At 61.0% G+C, this 24,192-nt stretch carries 24 protein-coding genes and 1 pseudogene; 9 read left to right on the forward strand and 16 right to left on the reverse strand.

Translation table 11 applies throughout. From position 1 onward, the window contains the following. Nucleotides 1-131 precede the first annotated feature (131 nt). The 4 genes from LOY34_RS21515 to rpoE form a co-directional block, all read right to left on the reverse strand. Entirely contained in the window at nt 132-1,529 is a 1,398-nt protein-coding gene (locus LOY34_RS21515) for a DegQ family serine endoprotease (protein ID WP_176794323.1), read from the reverse strand. 204 nt (nt 1,530-1,733) lie between these two features. Then, nucleotides 1,734-2,699: a MucB/RseB C-terminal domain-containing protein gene (locus LOY34_RS21520; protein WP_195884895.1), complete on the reverse strand. Its 966-nt coding sequence runs from the start codon at nt 2,697-2,699 to the stop codon at nt 1,734-1,736. Nucleotides 2,700-2,711: 12 nt separating this feature from the next. Next, nucleotides 2,712-3,302, reverse strand: coding sequence for an RseA family anti-sigma factor (locus tag LOY34_RS21525; RefSeq protein WP_038999040.1), 591 nt, complete (start codon nt 3,300-3,302; stop codon nt 2,712-2,714). 31 nt (nt 3,303-3,333) lie between these two features. After that, on the reverse strand, nt 3,334-3,915 hold the full coding sequence (rpoE, locus tag LOY34_RS21530) for an RNA polymerase sigma factor RpoE (protein ID WP_010220971.1): 582 nt from the start codon (nt 3,913-3,915) through the stop codon (nt 3,334-3,336). A gap of 432 nt (nt 3,916-4,347) precedes the next feature. On the opposite strand from rpoE, the gene nadB reads away from it, so the two are divergent. Then, nucleotides 4,348-5,955, forward strand: coding sequence for an L-aspartate oxidase (nadB, locus tag LOY34_RS21535; RefSeq protein ID WP_258664021.1), 1,608 nt, complete (start codon nt 4,348-4,350; stop codon nt 5,953-5,955). Between the two features lie 202 nt (nt 5,956-6,157). Here nadB and LOY34_RS21540 read toward each other — a convergent pair whose 3' ends face one another. The 7 genes from LOY34_RS21540 to LOY34_RS21570 form a co-directional block, all read right to left on the reverse strand. Beyond that, nucleotides 6,158-6,322 carry a hypothetical protein gene (locus tag LOY34_RS21540; RefSeq protein WP_157774110.1) on the reverse strand — a complete coding sequence of 55 codons (165 nt, stop codon included), beginning with the start codon at nt 6,320-6,322 and terminating at the stop codon, nt 6,158-6,160. 162 nt (nt 6,323-6,484) lie between these two features. Beyond that, the gene (locus LOY34_RS21545; protein ID WP_258664023.1) at nt 6,485-7,540 is read right to left on the reverse strand and encodes a hypothetical protein; all 1,056 of its coding nucleotides are present in this window, start codon (nt 7,538-7,540) and stop codon (nt 6,485-6,487) included. A 105-nt stretch (nt 7,541-7,645) separates the two neighbouring features. After that, nucleotides 7,646-8,062 carry a hypothetical protein gene (locus LOY34_RS21550; protein WP_258664024.1) on the reverse strand — a complete coding sequence of 139 codons (417 nt, stop codon included), beginning with the start codon at nt 8,060-8,062 and terminating at the stop codon, nt 7,646-7,648. A gap of 187 nt (nt 8,063-8,249) precedes the next feature. After that, nucleotides 8,250-8,549, reverse strand: coding sequence for a hypothetical protein (locus LOY34_RS21555; RefSeq protein WP_020301032.1), 300 nt, complete (start codon nt 8,547-8,549; stop codon nt 8,250-8,252). Continuing rightward, on the reverse strand, nt 8,546-9,295 hold the full coding sequence (locus LOY34_RS21560; protein WP_258664025.1) for a hypothetical protein: 750 nt from the start codon (nt 9,293-9,295) through the stop codon (nt 8,546-8,548). The genes LOY34_RS21555 and LOY34_RS21560 overlap by 4 nt, the downstream gene beginning before the upstream one ends. Before the next feature lie 749 nt (nt 9,296-10,044). Further along, nucleotides 10,045-10,659, reverse strand: coding sequence for a hypothetical protein (locus LOY34_RS21565; protein ID WP_046784947.1), 615 nt, complete (start codon nt 10,657-10,659; stop codon nt 10,045-10,047). A 79-nt stretch (nt 10,660-10,738) separates the two neighbouring features. Beyond that, nucleotides 10,739-12,181 carry a tyrosine-type recombinase/integrase gene (locus tag LOY34_RS21570; protein WP_258664026.1) on the reverse strand — a complete coding sequence of 481 codons (1,443 nt, stop codon included), beginning with the start codon at nt 12,179-12,181 and terminating at the stop codon, nt 10,739-10,741. A 43-nt stretch (nt 12,182-12,224) separates the two neighbouring features. Here LOY34_RS21570 and LOY34_RS21575 point away from each other — a divergent pair. Next, nucleotides 12,225-12,416 (forward strand): annotated as a pseudogene (locus tag LOY34_RS21575) (L-aspartate oxidase); the annotation flags it as partial. Here LOY34_RS21575 and LOY34_RS21580 read toward each other — a convergent pair. Both LOY34_RS21580 and LOY34_RS21585 read right to left on the reverse strand, forming a co-directional pair. After that, on the reverse strand, nt 12,385-12,837 hold the full coding sequence (locus tag LOY34_RS21580; RefSeq protein ID WP_195884896.1) for a protein YgfX: 453 nt from the start codon (nt 12,835-12,837) through the stop codon (nt 12,385-12,387). The pseudogene LOY34_RS21575 and the gene LOY34_RS21580 sit on opposite strands and share 32 nt — an antisense overlap. Next, nucleotides 12,821-13,075 (reverse strand): succinate dehydrogenase assembly factor 2, encoded by a 255-nt coding sequence (locus LOY34_RS21585; RefSeq protein WP_045185642.1) that lies wholly within the window; start codon nt 13,073-13,075, stop codon nt 12,821-12,823. Before LOY34_RS21585 ends, LOY34_RS21580 begins: the two co-directional genes overlap by 17 nt. Nucleotides 13,076-13,240: 165 nt before the next feature. Between LOY34_RS21585 and LOY34_RS21590 the strand changes: the two genes are divergently transcribed. Together LOY34_RS21590 and LOY34_RS21595 are read left to right on the forward strand one after the other, a co-directional pair. Further along, complete coding sequence (locus tag LOY34_RS21590; protein ID WP_195884897.1) at nt 13,241-14,182, forward strand: folate-binding protein YgfZ; 942 nt, start codon at nt 13,241-13,243, stop codon at nt 14,180-14,182. A gap of 55 nt (nt 14,183-14,237) precedes the next feature. Beyond that, nucleotides 14,238-15,044, forward strand: a complete 807-nt coding sequence (locus LOY34_RS21595; RefSeq protein ID WP_045197617.1) for an HDOD domain-containing protein — start codon at nt 14,238-14,240, stop codon at nt 15,042-15,044. On the opposite strand, the gene LOY34_RS21600 is transcribed toward LOY34_RS21595, so the two are convergent. Both LOY34_RS21600 and LOY34_RS21605 read right to left on the reverse strand, forming a co-directional pair. Further along, on the reverse strand, nt 15,041-16,420 hold the full coding sequence (locus LOY34_RS21600) for a sensor histidine kinase (RefSeq protein ID WP_045197615.1): 1,380 nt from the start codon (nt 16,418-16,420) through the stop codon (nt 15,041-15,043). The genes LOY34_RS21595 and LOY34_RS21600 overlap by 4 nt on opposite strands. Beyond that, nucleotides 16,413-17,084, reverse strand: a complete 672-nt coding sequence (locus LOY34_RS21605; protein ID WP_045197613.1) for a response regulator — start codon at nt 17,082-17,084, stop codon at nt 16,413-16,415. The genes LOY34_RS21600 and LOY34_RS21605 overlap by 8 nt, the downstream gene beginning before the upstream one ends. 201 nt (nt 17,085-17,285) lie before the next feature. Between LOY34_RS21605 and LOY34_RS21610 the strand changes: the two genes are divergently transcribed. The 5 genes from LOY34_RS21610 to LOY34_RS21630 all read left to right on the forward strand — a co-directional run bounded on the left by LOY34_RS21610 (nt 17,286) and on the right by LOY34_RS21630 (nt 22,659). Beyond that, nucleotides 17,286-18,575, forward strand: coding sequence for an OprD family porin (locus LOY34_RS21610; RefSeq protein ID WP_258664027.1), 1,290 nt, complete (start codon nt 17,286-17,288; stop codon nt 18,573-18,575). A gap of 34 nt (nt 18,576-18,609) precedes the next feature. Beyond that, a complete protein-coding gene (locus LOY34_RS21615) occupies nt 18,610-19,590 on the forward strand; it encodes a tripartite tricarboxylate transporter substrate binding protein (RefSeq protein WP_045197609.1) in 981 nt (326 codons plus the stop codon). A 70-nt stretch (nt 19,591-19,660) separates the two neighbouring features. Further along, nucleotides 19,661-20,119: a tripartite tricarboxylate transporter TctB family protein gene (locus tag LOY34_RS21620; RefSeq protein WP_045197606.1), complete on the forward strand. Its 459-nt coding sequence runs from the start codon at nt 19,661-19,663 to the stop codon at nt 20,117-20,119. A 1-nt stretch (nt 20,120) separates the two neighbouring features. Beyond that, complete coding sequence (locus LOY34_RS21625) at nt 20,121-21,635, forward strand: tripartite tricarboxylate transporter permease (RefSeq protein WP_195884899.1); 1,515 nt, start codon at nt 20,121-20,123, stop codon at nt 21,633-21,635. Then, nucleotides 21,628-22,659: an AbrB family transcriptional regulator gene (locus LOY34_RS21630; protein WP_093380044.1), complete on the forward strand. Its 1,032-nt coding sequence runs from the start codon at nt 21,628-21,630 to the stop codon at nt 22,657-22,659. The genes LOY34_RS21625 and LOY34_RS21630 overlap by 8 nt, the downstream gene beginning before the upstream one ends. 45 nt (nt 22,660-22,704) lie before the next feature. Here LOY34_RS21630 and LOY34_RS21635 read toward each other — a convergent pair whose 3' ends face one another. Then, nucleotides 22,705-24,192, reverse strand: a complete 1,488-nt coding sequence (locus LOY34_RS21635) for an autotransporter outer membrane beta-barrel domain-containing protein (RefSeq protein WP_408980891.1) — start codon at nt 24,190-24,192, stop codon at nt 22,705-22,707.

Here is a 24,192-nt window from a genome sequence, read left to right on the forward strand (position 1 = left end):
CTGAAGCTTGACGTTGGCGTCACGTGAACTGTGGGTACCGCGATTGTGGGAAATCGGTGCATGCCCCGGGAAACCTGCGCGGCGCCCAGAAAAAAGGGCAGCCGAGGCTGCCCTTTTCTGCTCAAGCCGGCTTATTCAGCCAGTTTGAAGGTGATGAAGCTGGCGCGGCCCTGACGCAGGACGCGCATCGACACCGACCGGTTCTTCGGCAGCTCTTTGGCGATTTCGGTGAACTGCTTGGCCGAAAGGATCGCCTGGTTGTTCAGATGACTGATGACGTCGCCCGGACGCAGGCCGATCAGCGCTGCCGGACCGTCCTGGACTTCCTTGATGACCACGCCGCCCTTGAGTTCGAGGGACTTCTTCTGCTCGGCGGTCAGGTCGGCCACCGACACACCCAGGCGGTTGCTGCTGCGCTCGACGCCGCCATTGGCGTTGGTGGTGATGTCGGCATCTTCATCCGGCAGTGCGCCGATGGTGATGTCCAGCGACTGGCGTTTGCCATTGCGGATGATGTCGAGCTTGGCCTTGGCGCCATCCTTGAGGCCACCGACCAGGTGCGGCAGGTCGGCAGACATGACGATCGGCTGACCGTTCATGCTCAGGATCACGTCACCGACCTGCAGGCCACCCTTGGCGGCCGGGCCATCTTCCAGCACCTGGGCGACCAGGGCACCGGCCGGCTTGTCGAGACCGAAGGACTCAGCCAGGTCCTTGTTGACCTCCTGAATCACCACGCCCAGCCAGCCGCGGCTGACCTTGCCGTCTTTCTTCAGCTGATTGGAAACATCCAGCGCGACATCGATCGGGATGGCGAACGACAGGCCCATGAAGCCACCGGAGCGGGTGAAGATCTGCGAGTTGATACCCACCACTTCGCCGTTCATGTTGAACAGCGGGCCACCGGAGTTACCCGGGTTGATCGCCACGTCGGTCTGGATGAATGGCACGTAGGTGTCGTTGGGCAGGGTGCGGCCCTTGGCACTGACGATACCTTTGGTCACCGAATGGTCGAAGCCGAACGGCGAACCGATGGCCAGCACCCACTCACCGACCTTGAGCTTCTCGGAGTCACCCAGCTTGACGGTCGGCAGGTCCTTGCCTTCGACCTTGAGCAGGGCCACGTCGGTGCGCGGGTCGGTGCCGACCAGCTTGGCCTGCAGCTCGCTGCGGTCCGACAGGCGGACGATGATCTCATCGGCGTCGGCGACCACATGGTTGTTGGTCAGCACGTAACCGTCGCTGGAGATGATGAAGCCCGAACCCAGCGATTGCGCTTCACGCTGGCGGTCACCGCGCGGCGAACGCGGCGTCTGCGGCATGTTGCGCTCGAAGAATTCGCGGAACATCGGCGGCAGGCCTTCAAGATCAGGCATCTGCCCGGCGGCGTACTTGCGGTCCGGCAGTTTCTGCTTGGTACTGATGTTCACCACCGCAGGCGAGGCCTGCTCGACCAGGGTGGTGAAGTCCGGCAGGGCTTCGGCCTGGGCGGTGAGCACCTGACCGAGCATGAACACGGCGGCGACCATCGATAGGTAGGTTTTCAAGCGTGGTATTGACATACGGCTCCCGTCACAACGAGCGTGGTTAGCAGTAGGGACCTGCAGAAGCAGGAAAGGCCAGCCCCCGAAAGGACTGACCTATAGAAAAATTCTGGAGTTTTTGCAAACTGCAAAGCTTGCCAATCATGTCAGCCAAGCAATCCTCGACCTGTCAGCCTCATTGCCTGCGCCTCATTTTTTAGCCTGGGCATCCTGGGCGCGCATGGACAGCGCAATGCGTTCGGCGGTGCCGATAGGGATCTCGCCCACCACAGTCACCATCATTTCGCCCTGGGGCGTGGTCAGGCGCCGCGAGACGGCAACCGTCGGGCCCAGCTGCGTGCGGATATCGGCGGCCGAGCCTTTGTCGAGGGCTTCGACGAACACCGAAAAGCGCGCCAGGCCGTCGTCGTACATCAGGCTGCTGACGGCATTCTTGCTTTGCGGATCCTTGCGTACGGAGCTGGTGATCAGCTCGAATCCAGGTGGCAACCAGTCCGATCGCCAGCCGGTGACAGGTTGTGCAGCCTGCGCGGTCAGTTGGGCAACCGGCTTGCAGATGCCACTGGCCTTGAGCTGTTCATCGCTTGGTGCAACGGCGGTATTCAGGCGAGTGAACTGGAAACGCTCGAGCAATCGCCCACCGTCGTCGAGCATCAACGACTTGAGCGGCAGCCCGGTCTCTTTATCCAGGTGCAGCTCGAAGGCATAGCGGTGTTGATCACGCGGGGTAAGGGTGACGATTACCGCTTCACGGTCGGCCACCCGCGATTTGCCGGCGACCCCGAGGTCGTACCAGCTCATCAGTTTCAGAGGATCAAGCACTCGCGCCGCAGACTCCGGCGTGTTGGCCACTCCCGGTACCAGGGCCCCGCTTACGCACTGGGTCTGCCCGTCGACACGCACGACTTCCTGGGCCGAGCCATCGAGCTGCAACAGCCGCTCGCTGACTTTGCCGCTCTGGACGCGATGCCAGATGTCGTGGGTGGAGAAGCTACCGTTACGCTCGTAAACGAAAGTACCCTGATAACTCTGCTGTTGCTCGGCCTGGGCCAGACGCTTGAGCCAGTCACCTGCCTGCGCAGAGGAGTTGGCGGCAAGGGCCGGTAGCGTCAACCAGCCACCCAGCAGCAGCGGTATGAGAGGTAGCGCGCGCATGATCCTCCTTACTTAGCGATTTTCCAGGCTGGCTGCACGTGCATACGGCAGAGCGCTCTCGGTACCCTTGAGGGCTGCTTCCTGAGCATGCTGACGCAGGTAGCCAGGCAGACGCTGGTCGTGCCAGCCGGTTTGCCCCTGCAGCACGCCATTGGCCATCGGGCCTGGCTGTTCTGCACTTTCACTATAGCCTGCCAATACGGCCGGGCCCTGTGCTTGTGGCAAGCTCAGGCCTTGCTGCGCCGGTTGTTGGGCAGCCAGCTGGGCACCGCTGATTTCGTCCTGGTTGTACAGGCGTACACCGGCCAGTACCGCGACAGTCACCGAAGCGGCAACGGCCAGGCGGCCCAGGCTGCGCCAGGGTCCACGGGAGACCTTGGCCGGAGCGGCTTCATCGGCCAGGGCTGCGGATACGGCCGAGGCGATATCCAGCTGTGGCAGTACCAGCTCTTTGTGCATGGCTGCACGGGCTACCTGGTAACGCGACCAGGTGGCACGGGTTTCGGGATCATCGACGGCATTCAACACCCGTCGTAATTCCAGTTCGTCCGCTTCGTTATCCATCACCGCGGACAGCGATTCCTGCAAAGCTTCACGACTCATGGCGGTTCCTCTCTTGGCTGTCGCCGCTGTCTCAGGTTTCCTGCAACAACGGCTGCAGGGCTTTGTCTATGGCCTCCCGAGCGCGGAAGATTCGAGAGCGCACGGTACCCACCGGACACTGCATGACGCTCGCAATGTCCTCGTAACTCAGACCATCGAATTCACGTAAAGTTAACGCCGTACGCAAATCTTCTGGCAGTTGCTGGATGGTCCGATGGACGGTGCCTTCGATCTCATCTCGCAACAACGCGCGCTCGGGGGACTCCAGATCCTTGAGGCCATGATCGCCGTCGTAAAATTCCGCATCCTCGGAACTTACATCGCTGTCTGGTGGCCGCCGACCGCGGGACACCAGATAGTTTTTTGCCGTGTTGATGGCAATGCGGTACAGCCAGGTATAAAAGGCGCTGTCCCCGCGAAAATTACCAAGCGCCCGGTAAGCCTTGATGAAAGCTTCCTGCGCCACATCCTGGGCTTCATGGGTGTCGTGGACAAAACGCACGATCAACCCGAGAATCTTGTGCTGATACTTCAGCACCAACAGATCGAACGCTCGCCTGTCGCCACGCTGCACGCGCTCGACAAGCTGCTGATCCTCTTCCTGGGTTAGCATGAACACTCCTCAGTGAACTCGAAGGAGCGTTGCACCTGCCATCGTTCAGGCTTGCAACCATAGACTCGGGCTTTGCGCAAAAGTTCTCCCCTCCAAGCAAGTTTCCTGCGGCCCTTGGTCGGCTCGCACGAAAAACGCAGCGCGGTCACGGCCGGCTGCGTCGATAATCGGGTCTCGAATACGCAAACAGTGCCTTCAAGGGGCGCCTGCCATGCGTCGCCGCGGCATTGTGGCGTGCGGGCATCCTTCTATGGATATCCGTACATCACGGAAAGTTCCCACAAAAGGTTCCCTGGACTGCACAAGCGCCATTGGAAATCAGGGCCTTGGGGCTGCTATAAAGGCAGCCGGTCCAGATTCACGATAGTTTCACAATGCCATAAGCGCCTGACTATTGTGCCGATCCCCCCCTTCAGATACTAGTGTCCTGACATGAGCCAACAATTCCAACATGATGTTCTCGTGATCGGCAGCGGCGCCGCCGGCCTCAGCCTGGCCCTGACCCTCCCCGGTCACCTGCGCGTCGCCGTGCTCAGCAAGGGCGACCTCGCCAATGGCTCGACCTTCTGGGCCCAGGGCGGCGTGGCCGCGGTGCTGGACGACACCGACACGGTGCAGTCCCACGTCGAAGACACCCTCAATGCCGGTGGCGGCCTGTGTCACGAAGACGCCGTGCGCTTCACCGTTGAGCATAGCCGCGAAGCGATCCAGTGGCTGATCGACCAGGGTGTGCCCTTTACCCGCGACGAACACGCCGGTGATGAAGAAAGCGGCTTCGAGTTCCACCTGACCCGCGAAGGCGGCCACAGCCATCGGCGCATCATCCACGCCGCTGATGCCACCGGTGCGGCGATTTTCACCACCCTGCTGGCGCAAGCGCGGCTGCGGCCGAATATCGAGCTGCTGGAACAGCGAGTAGCGGTCGACCTGATCACCGAGCGGCGCCTGGGCCTGGACGGCGATCGCTGCCTGGGAGCGTATGTGCTGGACCGCACCAGCGGCGAAGTCGACACCTTCGGCGCGCGCTTTACCGTGCTCGCCACCGGCGGCGCAGCCAAGGTCTACCTCTACACCAGCAACCCCGACGGCGCCTGCGGCGATGGCATCGCCATGGCCTGGCGCGCCGGTTGCCGGGTGGCCAACCTTGAGTTCAACCAGTTCCACCCGACCTGCCTGTACCACCCGCAGGCCAAGAGCTTTTTGATCACCGAAGCCCTGCGCGGCGAAGGCGGCCTGCTCAAGCTGCCCAATGGCGAGCGTTTCATGCCGCGCTTCGACCCGCGCGAAGAACTGGCCCCGCGCGACATCGTCGCCCGCGCCATCGACCATGAAATGAAGCGCCTGGGGGTGGACTGCGTCTACCTGGACATCAGCCACAAGCCGGCCGAATTCGTCAAAAGCCACTTCCCCACCGTTTACGAGCGCTGCCTGGGCTTTGGCATCGATATCACCCGCCAGCCGATCCCGGTAGTACCGGCCGCCCATTACACCTGCGGCGGGGTGATGGTCGACGAACAAGGCCTGACCGACGTGCCGGGCCTGTACGCCATCGGCGAAACCAGTTTTACCGGCTTGCACGGTGCCAACCGCATGGCCAGCAACTCGCTACTCGAATGTTTCGTCTACGGGCGTTCAGCGGCCAACGACATCGTCGCCCGCCTGGACCAGACCGCAATGCCCCGGGCGCTGCCGTGCTGGGATGCCAGCCAGGTGACCGATTCGGACGAAGACGTGATCATCGCGCACAACTGGGACGAACTGCGGCGCTTCATGTGGGATTACGTCGGTATCGTGCGCACCAACAAGCGCCTGCAGCGCGCCGAACACCGGGTGCGCCTGCTGCTCGATGAGATCGACGAGTTCTACAGCAACTACCGAGTAAGCAGAGACCTGATTGAATTGAGGAACCTTGCTCAGGTAGCTGAACTGATGATCCAGTCAGCGATGGAACGCAAGGAATCTCGGGGTCTGCACTACACGCTGGACTATCCAGAGATGCTGCCAGAGGCGAAGGATACGATCCTTACACCGACCAGATGAGGCACGTTAGGAACGCTTAGCGTAGCACCATAAGCCCTCGATTTGTAACAGCTTTGGCACACATTTGTCCCAACGCAGGGGTCCTTATCGCCTGCCCGCAAGGGTCCTTAACGTGCGCCCATACGAGCGTGCGAGGGCCTACGGGGGGTACGCGCGCAGGTTAGCTATGACAGGTGGTCTCACGGAATTTTGTGTCGGATTATCAAAGGGCACCTAACGTATTCGCTACGACCTCCCCGACCATTTCAGCTATCAGCTCGCCGTGCGTTGCACCGTAAAGAACCGCAACGGTGCCCATCAGCTTCCACGTGGCTTTCGACATAGCGATAGCCTTGAGGACGGCCAACCATGGTTTCTTGGCGGCCATAGCGGTCTCCTACGTGGAATGTGAGATTGAATGTGGATCATTGCCCTGCACATTTGGCATAGCAACGCATTACACATGGGCTCAACTGAAAGTCCACCGGCTGGGGTAGACGCTCAGGTCAGCCCACAAGGCCCGTGAAGGGCCCTATGGATGCTGCGAGTGTTACGACTTGGCGACCACGCAAGTGATCAACGGGAACGCTACGGTCTCAACCTGAAGTTTCTCAGTAGGGTCCGCTGGGTTCGCCAGCTTCAGCTTGACCTTGGCCTGAGCCATTACGTCAGCGATACCGGTGATTTCGATGTCCCAGCCCTGTACCGAGGCGTTACGGCTGGCGAGGATTGACCACACATCACCGTCGTTACCTTCACGGAACGACAGGGAGGCGAAGCCTTTAGGGAGCATGAAGACGCCACGGTTGCCATCCGAATAGAACTGGGTACGGCAGCCCAACAGGTCCTCAATATCGCCTACGCCTGCACGCTGGGCAGCACGCTCAAGGATTGCCTGTTCGGTCATGTGCATCAGCAGCACGAAGTCACTCAGGGAGTTGCCCACTGAGTGGTTGATGCTCAGTGTTAGTTGGTCAATCCAATCCTCAGCACGATCACGTGGTCCAGTGCCAGCAATGGTGACTTCCTTGACCTCGACACTTGGGGACTTCAGGAGAATGTCCACGATGGTAGAGCCGCACGCTTTCTCAAAGTCCTGCATGGCCTTATCCAGCATTTGGCCGATGGAGTTGCTGGTGAAACCTGCCACCACATGAGCATCTAACAGAGTCATACGGTGCGAGAAGAACGCGGCGGTATCAGTGGGCTCCGTAAAGATCACGTCACCGGCAACAGCTTCACCCTTTGTAATGGTCGAGGTGTCGTAGATCGACTTACGTGGGTCGAACTCGACGTTGCGGTCGACCATGTTGACCAGTTGCACAGGGGTCGGCTCAGTGCCCTTAGGTCGAAACTCACACGGGATAGCATCAACGGCGTTCTGGTGCCATTCGCCACCATTAAAGAAGTCGTCAAGGACCGCAACGATACCTTCAGCGGCGACGCTGCCGTCACTGCATGGGGCGCTTGCGGATGCCTGGGTGTTGAACTGAAGGTTACCACCATTGCCCCACACGGCCTGCTCATAGGCAGTCGGTGCGCTGTAACGGTCAGTGTTCTCGCGGTGGTCGGCGGATTTGAAAGCGTTCTGTTTACGAGTAGGCATGATTGAGTATCTCCTGAAAGTTTACTTGAAGGGGTTCAACGGGACGCCAACAAGAGCCAGCGCCACCGGAGGCAAGAAGGTGTGAGTCGGTAGGCTGCCCGTGAGTCATTCCCACGAGGACCATGAGGACCGGCCATTAGCGGCACGGATAGCAGCACCACGTGCACGGTATTCAGCTTCGCGGGCCTCACGCTTGGCACGGCGACGGGCGACCTCAAGGGCCGTAGGGGTCACATAGGAAGCAACGCGCTCAGCATGGGCACGAGACTCAGCTAACTGGCGCTCACGCTCGGTTGCTGCATGGGCCTCACGAGCACGAACTGCTCGGACCACAGCGGGGAACGCATCAGCGATCAGACCAGCGTCAAGGTATTGCTTAACGATGGCCTCACGGGCCGCATCATTCTTACCTGCACCAGCGATCAGCCCAGACAGCATCACGCCTTCAGCGAAGGCACGGGTCACGCTCTGGCCTTGGACTTCAACAGTTTCGGGGGTTACGTTTTGAATATTCAATTGCATGGTAGGTGTCTCCTAAATTCGAGACATTGATTCATGGCCCTGCCGCATAGAGGCAACGTGACCAGATGGCAAGGAGTAGCCGCACGGACCTCTCAAGGACATGATCAATATCTTCTGGGTTTGGGTTGGTGCGATCACGGGTCTGTAACTTGGCGGGGTGTGATCTTGGTGCCGATGGCGGACGGCGTTACAGTAGATGGATGATGCGTTGAGCTTTCCCTAAAGGGACCTTTAAGCGTGCACGGAGTACCGCGTCGATGTGGAGCGATGGTGACCCGATGATCGACTTAACGAAGGCGCTCAGACCGGGGTGATTGGCTTCGAGGTGGGCCAGTAGGGAATCCAAATGGACCCCGCATGATGACTCGCAATAGAAGCTGTTACGGGCACGTCGATCACGCCAGATGCCTCGGAGGGTCAGCAACTTCACGCGGGACGCGGGGGTGACGCACAGGGCATTGAGCTGGTCGAGGAAGGAACTGCTCATAGCTGTGCCTCCTTGCATGCACGGCCCCAGCGATCCACACGGGATGCCTGAGTGGCCTTCTTAGCTTTGGCCTGAGCGGCCTTGGCTTCAGCTACGCCGACGTTGATGGTCTCAGTATTTGCACGCAACCAGTCAAGGCCACGGGGTTTGACCCTCCAGCCTTCACGGTTGCCGAAGTCCGATGAGATCGCCACAAAGGCGCCTGATGAGAAACCTTGCTGCTTCGGTCGGATCTGACCAGTACGGCTACCAAAATCGTCACAGACGTGAACGAACATCGGCCCCTTTGCGAGAAATTCAAGAGCAAGTCGAGGCTGTTGAATACCAGCCACACGGCAAGCCTCGGTCCATGTCAGACCCGCGCCGCGAGCCTTCATGTCGAGAGTCGTAGCCTTGGGCATGTTTGCGTCCAGAAGGGCATCTTTATGGCGCAGCTCACGGACGGCACTGTTACGCATGGCGATGAACGCACGAATGACCATCAGGTAAAAGTCGGTTGAAACCCACATGGCGTATGCAATTGCGCCCTCTTCTGTTGCAAGGGTCCCGTTACCGTGGGAGACATGCAAATTTGCATCTTTGATCAGGGCAGCTTGAACAGCATTACGCCACTGACCCGGTTCCCGAACATTCAGAGTCTTGGCGATCTCGTTGAGATTCCACATTCCATCTTCGTTCGGCTTGAAGGTCTGCCCCTCAATCACGATAGGCAGCAGGTCAGTTTGGTTATTGGTGTTGGCCGGCATAGTAGTGGACTCCTTTTGAATGCTCCCTGAGTTCGCTCCCACAGGCCGACCGTCAAGGCCCCACTACGGGCATCGACTATGGCTCAAGAAGCATTCAGAAAGACTTGACGTTGATAAAAGCCCAGCGACGGGCGTAGAGGAATTCAGAGCGACCGATTAGCTTAGCGGTCTGTCCCTGTTCTTGTGAGGGTTTTTAATCTGGTCATACTGGAGCACCAACGAGCCGCTACGGCCACACTTCTACAACCACGACATCGAAGGTAGACCCAAGATCTTAATGAATCGACCTTAAGGTAACTCTAAGAGCATTCTCTTTAAGTTTTATTATTTATAGAATTAAACTAATGAAACTTAATCTTAGAGTCATCTTGTAGAGATCTTTAAGTTAAAAGGCCCCTTTATACTGTGCGATCAGAGATAGGAGGCCCAAACCTATCAACGGTCTATTCACACGAAGTGCGCAGACAGAATCGCTACAGTGGACCTGATGCTGGCCCCGCGGATCCCGTTAGGGCTGCGCTTGGTGGTCGTGGCGTCTTGGATATTGGTCTACCTGAAAGAGGTAACGTTGATCACTGGACGTACACGCCTTGCCCGCAGAGGGCCACCTTTGAGGTGACCTTGCGGCATCTTGAAAGGAAAGCAACGATGATTTAGCCTGTCCCTCTTTGGGTGAGGGTTTTTAAATCTTCGACGAACGTGTAGCTAACACGTCAGGACTCACAACCGCTCGCATGTCCTTATCGAACCTAACGGCTGGTCTTCCCTGAAGTGACATCAAGGTAGACCTTATTGTTGACTTTCATACCGCCGCAATAAGTGAAGTACACACCTTCGCCACGATTCGTTGAGGCCATCCAGCCACCAATTTCCTTGAAGTCATCTTCAGTACAAGTGCCGTCATCTATCAATGCCCGCGCTGCTTTAGCAAATGGGTCCTTATAAATCCTATAATCGTCTGAACCTTTTACGAGAGAGTAATCTCCACTTGCATCCTCTGAAGGGTCCTTAGGGCGATCTCGGCTAAAATCTTTGCTCTGAACCCATTCAGCAAACTTCCCGTCCTTGATGCCATTAACGGCCGTACAGGCTTTATTTCCAGACTTAATGTACTCGCTGACGCCGCCAGTACAGGATGCAGAATAGGTTTTAGTAATACGGACCCACTGACCTTTACGCTCTAAGATGTCAACGCCTTCCCTGAACATAAGACGGCCTGCGACCCCACACTCTGTAGATGGGCAAGTGTGTCGATCAGTACGATCTGTGGTGACCCATAGTTTTTCCTGCCCCAGCGCATGAGCCGCAAAGACTTGAAGCACTGCACAAAGAGCGAGGCCACTGAAGAAACGTCCATTGTTCAATTGATAGCTCCATTACTTAGTTAATGTTCCATGATGTCCGCATACTAAGCGCTCGTTGGCGACCAGCATAGATGCAGCCTTAGCTTACCAACTTCAAAGCTTTCACCAGAGCGTCCGCCATACGGCCCACCTCAACGGCACTCCCAGCCCCGTACAGGTCATAACTGATAGACCCTGAAGCGTGACCCAAGATGGACTCAGCGGTTCCCACAGGCACCTCAGCGGCCTTCAAGGCACCGGCCAGTGAGTGACGCAATGAGTGGAAAGTCTGGGTCCGATCAGCGTTCAAGCTCAAGACATCCCGTAACGCACCATTAAGCAGGTTCGAGAACTGACCAGCACCCAAGGTGAACAGCCGAGAGTCGGCCTTCCTGACAAACTCAAGGAACGCCTTAAGGTCGAAGCCATAGGCCCCGTCAGTCAGCGGTACGACACGTAGAGCATTCTTGGTCTTGGCTGTCTTGCCATCGTTCCTATTGATGTCGATGACCCACACAGTCCCGACCTGCTTAACGTCAGCCTTGGTCAACTGCCTGAGTTCCTCAATACGGGTCCCAGTGATCACTCCAAGGGACAACGCCCAGCGCTGCCAAGCGTCCACTGGAAGCGACTTAGCGTGAGCCATCAGCGCCTTTACCTGATCCTGAGAGAGCGCCTCACGGGAGCTGTCAGCTCCTTTAGTTGGCTTCAGGCCCTTATCGAAACTCTTGTCGAGATAGCCATTGTTCACAGCCCAATCCATGACCGTTGATAGCCGGGTCAGCAGCTTCTTAACTGTCGAAGGCTTACGGTCCTCAAGGAGCTTTTCCCTGAGGCTCTTCATGTCCTCCCGTGTGTGGCTCTTCATGTCCAAGTCGCCAAGGACCGCGCCGATAGCCTCACACGATGACTTCACGTCCCGCATGGTGCTGGCCTGAATGCTGTCTTTGCGTTCCTCCATGTAGAGCGCAGAAAGAGACTTGAAGGTAAGACCCGAAGAAGCGTTTACAGATGAAGGCAAGGAGAGGGCCAAAGACGTGCCACAAGTTTCTTCGCTGAGGTCCTTCACGATCTCGACCAGTTTTCCCGACCGTCCGCGCATACGCTCCTGAGAGGCCTCAAGGATCTCAAGTGCCTTACTCACTGCCCGTTGCTGATTGATGCTCAGGGGCAGCTTTGCGGATGCCTTACGCAACGCCAAGTGATGCTCATCGTTGATCATCTCGTAAGCGACCAGTGAGCTGTCACCGTGTGCCATCGTCAGGTTGTACTCAGCGAACTCAATCAAGCGCTCACGGAGTTCGTCCCATGACGCCTCAGGGTTGTCCAAGTGGTAAGCCTTGAGAGTCGAAAGGATGTCGTCGGAGATGGTCATTGCGGTGGCCTTGTCGGTAGTCCTGAGTGACAGCGTGAAGAAGCCCTTAAGGGTTCCTTGAGGGCGAAGGCGAAGGTAATAGCGACCAGACCGGCGATAGTGGTACGGCTTGGCGAGCGCAGTTTGTAACAGGTTTGTCCCACTTGGGGAGCGGTGGTTGACGGTCATCGGCTGAAACCCCTGTATCCATTGGGTTTAGCCTCATAGGGTCGAGTTCTACAGCAACTACAAAGTCAGCCGCGACCTGATCGAATTGCGCAACCTGGCCCAGGTCGCCGAACTGATGATCCGCTCGGCCATGCAACGCAAGGAAAGCCGCGGCCTGCACTACACCCTGGATTACCCGGGCATGCTCACAGAGGCCCGCGACACTATCCTGCAGCCGCCCACCTACGCCGACTGAATTTCAGGCGCAAACGCAGGCGCCGGTGCTGCACCGGCTCCAGCGCGTCGAAGGCGATGCACTGGCCCTCGTTGAAACGCCGCCCGGCCCGGCGAAAGCGCAATACCACGCATCCGGGCAAGGCCAGGCTATCGGGCTTGAGTTGCACCGCCTGCCAGCCCTGGGCGCGGCTGAACAACTGCCAGCCGTGGGCATCGCGGCGCAGGGCGGTAATGGCGTTGGGGTGGGTCAGCAGGATGCGCCGGGGGATGATCCAGGCGCCGTGCAGCAGGCACAAGGCAATGGCCGCCAGGCGCAACCACAGGGGCACCTGCAGCAGGCTCAGGGCCAGCAAGGCCAGCAGCAGGCTGGCCAGGTATGCCGCCAACAGTGCCCTTGAGCCCTGCCAGCGACATTCGAAACGCTCACTTGGGCTGGACACGGTCCAGGATGATGCGAACCATGCGTTGCAGCTCCGGGTCTTCGGACTCGCTGCGCTCCATGAACCAGCCGAACATGTCCTGGTCTTCGCAGCCGAGCAAGCGCCAGTACAGTTCCCGGTCTTCCGGGCTCAGGGTTGGAAAAACGTCCTGGCTGAAAGGAACCAGCAACACGTCCAGCTCGAGCATGCCACGGCGGCTGTGCCAAAAGAGCTTGTTGAGTTCAATTTGTTCGACCATGAAGCCCTCCAAAAATAGGCCGCCAGTATACAGAGCCAGCGCCCTAGGGACACGCGACGTTGGTCCGGACATGTGAGCAAATAATGACAGAGGCCTGTACTCAACTACCTATTTTGCCGACAGCGCTCTATCATGGGCCCCAGTCCTATCACCTTGCGATAAACCATGGCCGATTCCGCTTTTTTCTGCACCCTTTCCCACGAAGGCGTTCTCGCCGTCCGCGGCTCGGACGCCGGCAAGTTCCTGCAAGGCCAGCTGACCTGCAACATCAGTTACCTCAACGAGCATACCGCCAGCCTCGGCGCCCGCTGCATGGTCAAGGGCCGCATGCAGTCGAGCTTTCGCATCCTCTCCGAGGGCGATGGCTACTTGCTGGCGATGACCCGCGAACTGCTCGAACCGCAACTGGCCGACCTTAAAAAGTACGCAGTGTTCTCCAAGGCCAAGCTGACCGACGACAGCGCTGCCTGGGTGCGTTTCGGCCTGCACGACGGTGCAGCCGCGCTGCCGGCCCTGGGCCTGGAAGTGCCGGTGCAGACTGACGCGGTCACCCGTCACAACGGCTTGGTCGCCATTGCCGTATCGGCTGGGCGCATCGAGTTGTGGGTACCTGCCGAGCAGGCCCCGGCGGTGCAAGCGCAACTGGCGGCGCAGTTGGCCGAGGCCGGGCTCAACGACTGGCTGCTCGGACAGATCCGCGCCGGTATCGGCCAGGTCATGCTGCAAACCCGCGAGCTGTTCATTCCGCAGATGATCAACCTGCAGGCCGTGGGTGGCGTGAGCTTCAAGAAAGGCTGCTACACCGGCCAGGAAATCGTCGCGCGCATGCAGTACCTGGGCAAGCTCAAGCGTCGCCAGTACCGCCTGGCCCTGGCCGAGGGTGACCTGCCGCAGCCCGGTACCGAAGTGTTCTCGCCCACCCACAACTCCTCCGTTGGTGAAGTGGTACTGGCGGCCCGCAGTGAACAGGGCTGCGAACTGCTGGCCGTGCTGACCGCCGACGCGGTTGCCGACGACAACCTGCACCTGGGCAGCGCCGAAGGTCCGCGCCTGGAGCTGCTGACGCTTCCTTACGAACTGGACCGCGATCGCGAAATCCAGCGCTGAGCCTGCGCCCGCCCTGCACGGGCGGGGCACTCGTCAATTGCGGTAGAGAATCACCATGAACAAGATGGCCGAGATGATCCAGGCCCACCTGCTGAGCGCCATCGACAACGATGACCTGGTGCTGCCGACCCTGCCGGAAGTGGCCTTGAGCATTCGCGAAGCCGCCGAAGACAGCGAGATCAGCGTCAGTACCCTGAGCAAGGTGATCGGTCGCGATGCAGCGTTGTCGGCGCGCCTGATCAAGGTGGTCAACAGCCCCTTGCTGCGCGCCGCCACCGAGGTCACCGACCTGCAAACGGCCATCACCCGCCTGGGCATCAACTACAGCTGCAACCTGGCGATCGGCCTGGTGATCGAGCAGATCTTCCATGCCCGCTCGGATGTGGTTGAGCAAAAAATGCGCGAGATTTGGTCAAAAAGCCTCGAAGTGGCTGGCATCAGCTATGAGCTGTGCCTGCGATTCACCCAGCTCAAGCCGGACCAGGCAGCCCTCGCTGGCCTGGTTCATCAGATTGGCGCGCTGCCGATCCTGCTGTATGCCGAAGAGCACAACGAGCTGCTCTCCGACCCGGTCAGCCTGAACTATGTAATCGAACAGATTCACCCGGCACTGGGCGACAAGATTCTCAGCGTCTGGGAGTTCCCCGAGCAACTGGTGCACCTGCCCGGGCTGATCCAGGACCTGGATCGCGGCACCGACAAGGTCGACTACGTCGATATTGTGCAGATCGCCCAGGTACTCAGCAGCAACAGCAAGGAGCGACCGCTGGCCGCCCTGCCCGCCTACCGCCACCTTGGCCTGCCCACCGGCACTGAGCTGCAGGCCAGCGACCTGCTCAATGCCAAGGCGATGTTCCGCTAGTCAGCGCTGAAGCTGACCCGCACCTTCAAGCCGCCACGCTCACCGTCGTGCAGGCTGATCTGCGCCAGGTGCGCGCGGCAGATCTCGCCGACAATCGCCAGACCCAGGCCAGTGCCCTGGGCGCCGCGCCGGTAGAAGCGCTCGAAGACCTTTTCACGCTCGCTTTCAGGAATCCCCGGGCCGTCGTCTTCGACTTCGAGAATGCCCGGCTCAACCACGCGCAGAATCACATCGCCGCCCTTGGGCGTATACGCCATGGCGTTATCGACCAGGTTGCTCAGCAGCTCATTGAGCAGCGTCGGCTCGCCGCGCACCCACACCGGCCCCTCGGTCTCCAGCGCCAGGGCGACGCCACGCGCATGGGCCAGCGGCGCCATGGCCATGCCCAGCTCACGGGCCAATTGGCTGAGGTCGAGCAATTGCGCGCCGCCTTCGGCAATCGCCCGGGCGCCGTTCTCGACCCGCGCCAGCGACAGCAACTGGTTGGCCAGGTGGGTCAGGCGATCGGTGCCTTGCGCGGCGGCCTCAAGGGTTTCGCGCCAGACTTGCGGCTCGTTGGAGCGCAAGCCCAGTTCGACCCGCGCCTTTAGCGCCGCCAGCGGCGTGCGCAGTTCATGGGCGGCCTCGGCGATAAACTGCGCCTGGCGTTCGAACTGGCCGCGCAAGCGCTCGGTAAAGTGGTTCAGGGCGCGCACCAGCGGACTCAGCTCGCGCTGCACCTGGACCACCGGCAAGGCCCGCAGGTCATCGGGCTGGCGTTCTTCCACAGCGCTGCGCAAGCGCTCTAGCGGGCGCAGGGCGGCGCTGACGGCAAACCACACCAGCATCAGCGCGCCGAGGGCGAGCATGCCCAGGCGCAGCAGGGTATCGGCCATCAGGCTGCGGGCCATGCGCACCCGCGCCTCTTCGGTTTCGGCCACGCGGATTTCGGCCATGCCGTTCATGTTCGGCTCGCTGACCGCCTTGAGCAGGCTGACCACGCGCACGTCCTGGCCCAGGTAACGGGCGTTGTAAAAGCGCGCCAGGGCCGGGTAATCGTCGGTGCGCGGAGTATTGGGCGGCGGCGCCGGGAGGTTTTCGTAGCCGGAGATCAAGCGCTGGTGAATATCGTTGACCTGGTAGTAGATTCGCCCGGCGCTGTCGTAGGCGAAAGTGTCCAGGGCCACGTAGGGCACATCGGCGCTGAGGGTGCCGTCGCGTTGTGACAGGCCCGCGGCGATGGTCCGTGCCGAGGCCAGCAAGGTACGGTCGTAGGCGGTGTCGGCGGCTTCACGGCCGTTCCAGTAAGCGCTCAGGCCGCTGGCCAGCATCAGCACCACCAGCAGGATTGCCAGGTTCCATAGCAGTCGCCCGCGCAGGCTGTCGCTGTTACGCATCTTTGTGCTCGAGCAGGTAGCCGAGCCCCCTGAAGGTGACGATCGCCACGGCATGGCCATCGAGCTTCTTGCGCAGGCGGTGCACGTAGATTTCGATAGCATCGGCGCTGGCTTCTTCGTCCAGGCCGAACACCTGGGCGGCCAGTTGCTCCTTGCTCATCACCCGCCCGGGCCGCGCAATCAGTGCTTCGAGCACCGCCTGCTCGCGGGAGGTCAGGGTCAGCAGCTCTTCGCCGAGGGTGAAGCGCCGGGTATCGAGGTCGTAAACCAGCGGCCCGCAGCGCTGCTGGCGTTCGCCGCCGAGCACGCTACGGCGCAGCAGGGCCTTGACCCGCGCCTCAAGCTCGGTCAGCTCGAACGGCTTGGCCAGGTAATCGTCGGCGCCCAGGTTCAGGCCATGAACCCGGTCCTTGACGTCGCTGCGCGCGGTCAGCATCAGCACCGGCACGGTCTTGCCGCGGGCCCGCAGGCGCGCCAGCACCTCGAAGCCGTCCATCCGCGGCAGGCCGACATCGAGTACCGCCACGGCGTATTCCTCGCTGGCCAGGGCCAGGTCGGCGGCCACGCCATCATGCAGCACATCCACGGTCAGGCCGGTGCTTTTCAGGGCCTGGGCCACGCTTTCGGCCAGTTGCAGATGGTCTTCGACGAGCAGCACACGCATCGATTTCTCCCCTTTGCGTCGCGTTCAATGGCGCGGAGTGTACAGCCGACAGCCCAACTGTGAAGCCTTCGGCGCAATCAAAAGCTGCTGAAAGGTTAGCGAAAGGTTCACGCCCTAGCATCCTCTCACGGCTCACTCTGCTTGCCGTAAAACCGGACCCAAGGTCCGAACTAATAAGAACAATAACGGAGTCACTCCACGATGCTGTCCATGCAGCCGCAGGCGTACGCGCCTACCCGACGTCTACCTTCCCGCCAGACCGCAGTTGCCAGCGCCCTCGCCCTTGCCGGCGTCGCCCCGTTGAGCCAGGCCGCCTTCTTCGATGACAGCAAGGCGAGCTTCGAAACCCGCAACATGTACTTCAACCGCGACTTTCGCGATGGCACCAGCGCCCAGCAATCCAAGCGTGACGAATGGGCCCAGGGCTTCATGCTCAATTTCGAGTCAGGTTATACCGACGGTACTGTAGGCTTCGGCCTGGATGCCCTGGGGATGCTCGGTATCAAGCTCGACTCAAGCCCCGACCGCACCGGCACCGGCCTGCTGCCAACCCACGACGATGGCCGCGCCGCCGACGAGTATTCCAAGCTCGGCCTGACCGGCAAGGTGAAGATCTCCGCGACCGAACTCAAGATCGGCACGCTGATCCCGGAGCTGCCAACCCTGCAGCCAAACGACGGGCGCATCCTGCCGCAGACCTTCGAGGGCGGCCTGCTGACCTCGGGCGAAATCAGCAACCTGACTTTTACCGGCGGGCGCCTGGAAAAAGCCCGCGACCGCGACAGCACCAACAACGAGGACATCGCCCTCAACAACAAGAACAGCCGATTTCTTGGCACCGTCGCCGGCAACCATTTCGACATGGCCGGCCTGGACTACAGGTTCACCGACAAGATCACCGGCAGCTACCACTGGGCCCAGCTCGATGACGTCTACCGCCAGCACTTCGTCGGCCTGATCGCCTCCCAGCCGTGGGGCCCGGGCACCTTGGGCGCCGACCTGCGCATGGCCTTCAGTGACGACCAGGGCCAGGCCCGCGGCGGCAACATCGACAACACCGCGCTCAACGGCATGCTCAGCTACGGCCTGAACGGCCACAAGCTCAGCGCCGGCTACCAGCACCTGTCCGGCGACACCGCCTTCCCCTATGTCGATGGCGCCGACCCGTACCTGGTCAACTTCGTACAGATCAACGACTTCGCCGGCGCCGACGAGCGCTCCTGGCAAGCCCGTTACGACTACGACTTCAGCAAGCTCGGCATCCCCGGCCTGACCTTCATGAGCCGCTACATCAGCGGCGATAATGTCAGCCTGGCCAATGTTGGCGAGGGCAAGGAGTGGGAACGCAACACCGAGTTCAAGTACGTGGTGCAAAGTGGCGCCCTGAAAAACGTCGCCGTGCGCCTGCGCAACGCCACCTTCCGCTCCAACTTCGCCCGCGATGCCGACGAAGTGCGACTGCTGGTGAGTTACAGCCTTGCGCTGTGGTAATCCCTGATAACAATAACGTTCACGGAGAGACACGATGACTTTTTCACTGCGCCGCATTGCCCTCGCCACCGGTTGCCTGCTGCTGGCCGGCAACGTTCTGGCGGGCGAACCGAAACGCCCTGAATGCATCGCCCCGGCTTCGCCCGGCGGCGGTTTCGACCTGACCTGCAAACTGGTGCAAAGCGCCCTGGTCAACGAAAAGATCCTCAGCAAACCGATGCGCGTCACCTACATGCCCGGCGGTGTCGGCGCGGTGGCCTATAACGCGGTGGTCGCCCAGCGTCCGGCCGATGCCGGCACCCTGGTGGCCTGGTCCAGTGGTTCGTTGCTGAACCTGGCCCAGGGCAAGTTCGGCCGTTTCGATGAAAACGCCGTGCGCTGGCTGGCGGCGGTAGGCACCAGCTATGGTGCCATTGCCGTGAAAAGCGATTCGCCCTACAAGACCCTCGACGACCTGGTCGCGGCGCTGAAAAAAGACCCGAGCAAGGTGGTGATCGGCTCCGGCGGCACCGTCGGCAGCCAGGACTGGATGCAGACCGCGCTGATCGCCAAGGCCGCCGGGATCAACCCGCGCGACCTGCGCTACGTGGCCCTGGAAGGCGGCGGCGAAATCGCCACGGCGCTGCTCGGCGGGCACATTCAGGTCGGCAGTACCGACATCTCCGACTCCATGCCGCACATCCAGAGCGGCGACATGCGCCTGCTTGCGGTGTTCGCCGAAACCCGCCTGGACGAGCCGGAAATGAAGGACATCCCCACCGCCAAGGAACAGGGCTACGACATCGTCTGGCCGGTGGTGCGCGGTTTCTACCTCGGGCCGAAAGTCACCGATGAAGAGTACGACTGGTGGAAAGCCTCGTTCGACAAGCTGCTGGCCTCCGAAGAGTTCGCCAAGCTGCGCGATCAGCGCGAGCTGTTCCCCTTCGCCATGACCGGTGTCGAGCTGGACACCTACGTCAAGAAGCAGGTGGCTGACTACAAGGCCCTGGCCAAGGAATTTGGCTTGATTCAATAAGCCTCTCCCCTTTCGAACGCATCGCGGGGCAAGCCCGCTCCCACTTGCCCCGCGAAAAGAGGATTCCGCAATGATCCTGCAACGTCTCTTCGCCCTGTTTTTGCTGGCGCTGTGCGCCGCCCTGGCCGTCATGGCCTGGCCCTACCAGGCAGCCTTTTCCTACGAACCGGTCGGGCCACGTGCCTATCCCTTGCTGATGCTCGGCCTGATGGCCGCGGGCCTGCTGTACCTGGCCTTTCGTCCCACGCCGATCGTGCACAAGGACGACGAACCCGAACTGGACCGCGAAACCCTGAACAAGATCGGCCTCTGCGTCGCCTTGCTGCTGGTCTTCGCCGCCACCTTCGAGCCACTGGGCTTCATTGTCAGCAGCATCCTCATCGGCGTGCCGATGGCGCGCCTGTATGGCGGGCGCTGGTTACCCAGCGTGGTGATCATCGGCCTGATGAGCATCGCCTTGTACTGGCTGTTCGACCGTGTGATGGATGTGCCCCTGCCCCTCGGCCTGCTCGACGTTCTGGAGAACTGACATGGATACGCTTGGTTATCTCGGCCAGGGCTTCGGCGTCGCCCTGAGCCCCTACAACCTGGTTACCGCCCTCGCCGGCACCCTGATCGGCACCGTGGTCGGCCTGCTGCCGGGCCTGGGCCCGATCAACGGCGTGGCGCTGCTGATTCCGATTGCCTTCGCTCTCGGCCTGCCGCCGGAGTCGGCGCTGATTTTGCTGGCAGCGGTGTATCTGGGGTGCGAATACGGCGGGCGGATCAGCTCGATCCTGCTCAATATCCCCGGTGAAGCGTCGACGGTCATGACTACCCTCGACGGCTACCCCATGGCCCGCCAGGGCCTGGCCGGGGTGGCGCTGTCGCTGTCGGCCTGGAGTTCGTTCATCGGCGCCTTTATCGCTACCTGCGGCATGGTGCTGTTCGCGCCGCTATTGGCGAAATGGGCGATTGCCTTCGGCCCGGCGGAGTATTTCGTGCTGATGGTGTTCGCCATTGTCTGCCTGGGTGGCATGGCCGGCGACCGGCCGTTGAAGACCTTCATCGCCGCGCTGATCGGGCTGTTTCTTTCCAGTGTCGGCATCGACGCCAACAGCGGCGTGTACCGCTTCACCGGTGACAGCGTGCACCTGGCCGATGGCATTCAGTTCGTGGTGCTGGTGCTGGGGCTGTTCTCCATCAGCGAGATTCTCCTGCTGCTGGAAAAAACCCACCATGGCCACGAAGCGGTGAAAGCCACCGGGCGCATGCTGTTCAATTTCAAGGAAGCGGCCTCGGTACTCGTCGTCAACATTCGCTGCGGCCTGCTCGGTTTCATCATGGGCGTGCTGCCCGGTGCCGGCGCAACCCTGGCCAGCGCCGTGGCCTACATGACCGAAAAGCGCATCGCCGGTGCCAGCGGCACCTTCGGCAAGGGCGACAAGCGCGGCCTGGCCGCACCGGAAACCGCCATCGGCGCCTCCTGCTGCGGCGCCCTGGTGCCAATGCTGACCCTCGGCGTACCCGGCTCGGGCACCACCGCCGTGATGATCGGCGCCCTGACCCTGTACAACATCACCCCGGGGCCGATGCTGTTCGCCCAGCAACCGGACATCGTCTGGGGCCTGATCGCGTCGTTGTTCATCGCCAACATCATGCTGGTGATCCTCAACATCCCGATGATCCGCATCTTCACCCGCATCCTCGCCGTGCCGAACTGGGCGCTGGTGCCGGTGATCGCGATCATCACCGCGATCGGTGTGTACGCGGTGCATGCCACCACCTTCGACCTGTTCCTGATGATCGGCATCGGTATCTTCGGTTACATCCTGCGCAAGCTGGACTTCCCGCTGTCGCCAATCTTGTTGGGCTTCATCCTCGGCGGGCTGATGGAGCAGAACCTGCGCCGCGCGCTGTCGATTTCCAATGGTGCCCTGGACATCCTCTGGTCGAGCCCGATCAGCATGAGCGTGTGGGGCCTGACCATCGCCATGATGCTTTTGCCGCTGCTGCGCATCTGGCGCAAGCGCAGCCTTCAGCGTCGTGCCCTGGCCGATGTCTGATGGCCGCTTGAAACTGTACTGGGCCACCGGCCTGGTCGGCCTGGCCGGCGGTTACCTCGCAAGCAGGGTCGGCTGGCCGCTGCCGTGGATGGTCGGCTCGTTGCTGGCGATCATCCTCGTGCGTTGCCTGACGCCCTGGCAATTGAGCGAGATCCCCGGCGGGCGCAAGTGCGGGCAGTGGATCATTGGTATCGGGATCGGCCTGCACTTCACCCCGGCTGTGGTCGAGCAGGTGGCGAGCAACTTCGGCCTGATTTTCTGCGGGGCGCTGATCACCAGTGTTTCCAGTGTGGTCGGGGTGTGGTTGCTGCGCCGTACTGGCGAAGACCGCGCCACAGCGTTCTTTTCCAGCATGCCCGGTGGCTCCGGGGAGATGGTCAACCTCGGCGCCCGCAACGGTGCGGTGCTCAGCCAGGTGGCGGCAGCGCAGAGTTTGCGGGTGCTGGCGGTGGTGCTGTGTGTGCCGGCGCTGTTCAAGTTTTTGCTCGGCAATGGCGTGCCGCTGACCCACGCCGGGAGCGTGCACTGGGGCTGGCTGGTAGTGATCTGCCCGCTGGGGGTGTTGCTGGCCCTGGGCTGGCAGCGTTTGAAACAACCCAACCCGTGGCTGTTCGGGCCGTTGCTGGTGGCGGCGGTGGCCAGTGTCAGTGCCAACCTGCAGGTGGCCCTGCCCGATGGCGCCAGCCAGATCGGCCAATGGCTGATCGGCAGCGGTCTGGGTTGTCACTTCAACCGCGCGTTCTTTCGCCGGGCACCGTCGTTTCTCGGGCGCACCTTGATTGCCACAGCCTTGACCATGTTGATCGCCGGCCTTGCGGCGGGTGTGCTCAGTGTCATGACCAACCTCGACCTGCGCTCGCTGACCCTGGGCATGATGCCCGGCGGCATCGCCGAAATGAGCCTGACCGCCGAAACCCTGCAACTGTCGGTGCCACTGGTCACGGCGCTACAGGTGATGCGTTTGCTGTTCGTGCTGTTTCTGGCCGAGCCGTTGTTCAGGCACTGGGACAAACGCTGCGACTGAAACAAAAAAAGAGGAAGCCAAGGCTTCCTCTTTTCAGTTACGCGCTTACCAGGTGAAACGCACGCCGACGTTGGCACCGAACGGCTTTTCGATCTTGTCGCCGTTGCTGTAATCGATATCGGCATGCAACTGCAGGCGCTCGGACAGCGACACGGCAATACCGGCACCGACCTCGGCACGCGAGCCGGACAAGTCGTTGTTGAACACGTTGTCGTTGACCTTGACCTGGTTGTTCTTGACGAACTCGTGCACCGCGGCAGCGCGCAGGTACGGCTGGGCAAAGCGCCCCTCGCCAAGATCAAAGTTGCGACCTACCGTGGCACCGGCCTTGCCGAGTACCGACATGGTGCGGTCACCTTCAGCCTTCAGGCCGCTGTCCAGGTCGTAGGACGCACCCTGGATGCTCACTGCCGACACTTGGGCGAAAGGTTCAACGAAGTAGCCGTCATCGAGCTTGATGTGACGACCGAACTCGGCCGACGCACCCACACCGTTGGTCTTGTAGTTGCCCTTGGCCTGGCTGCCGTCGCTCATCGCCACCTTGGACTTGTTGTCGAAGCGGTTGACCTTGGCCACCGCGTCAAAGTAGTAACCGCTGTCCTGGTCCAGCCAGGTGGTGTAGGCACCGGCGTAGTAGCTGTCGACCGTACCGGTGGTACCGCGGCTCAGGTCCAGGTCGGACTTGCTATGACCGGCCAGCACACCGACCAGCCACTGGCTGTCGCCCACCTGGGCATCGGCACCCAGGGTGAAGCCCTGCTGGGTTTGCTTGTAGGCGGTGCCAGACGACTCGGCAACGTTGTACTTGCTGCCATAGGCACGGCCCCAGGCGCCGCTTTTACCTTCGTTGTAGCGCAACTCGCCCATGCGGGTGCGCAGCGACGACAGCTCGCCGTACCATACGGTCGGAGCAGTGTTGAACAGCGCCAGGACCGAACGGGTACCGGGGCTGATGACTTTCTTCTCGGTGTCCAGGTGCCAGTCGTTGCCTTCCTTGGTCAGGTCATAGGAAAACGCACCCAGGTCGACAGGACCGTTCAACAGGCTGAATTCGGCGTCGCCGCCGCCGGTAGTGACCACGGTGATCCGCTCGACAGCGGCCGGGTCGTGACCACTGGCACTGATAGCGAGGGTGTGCTGACCGTTGGCCTGACCGCTGACATTGAGCAGGTCGCCTTCGCCAGTGGCGAAGTCAGCCGACATATGAAAGGTGCCGTTGCCAGACAACTCTCCCAGGTCCAGGCGATAGAACTGGCCAGGCTCGCCAAACTGCACATGGCCGCCCTGCAGGCTCAATTGTTCAACCTGGCTGTCACCCACCAGCGCCCAGGTACTGTCGCCGTTGAGCGCCAATGCGTCGACGTTTTCCAGGCGCCCCTTGAACAGCGATTGATCGTTCAGGCTCAGTTGCGCCGCGCCGCCAGTGGCGGCAATCACATCACCTTCCAGGCTGGCATTGCTCAGGGTCAGTTGCGCAGTGCTGCCATCGCCTACCTGAATATTGCCGACCAGGTCGCTGCGGCCAATCTGCAT

It is taken from the genome of Pseudomonas sp. B21-009, from assembly GCF_024749345.1.
GTDB lineage: Bacteria > Pseudomonadota > Gammaproteobacteria > Pseudomonadales > Pseudomonadaceae > Aquipseudomonas.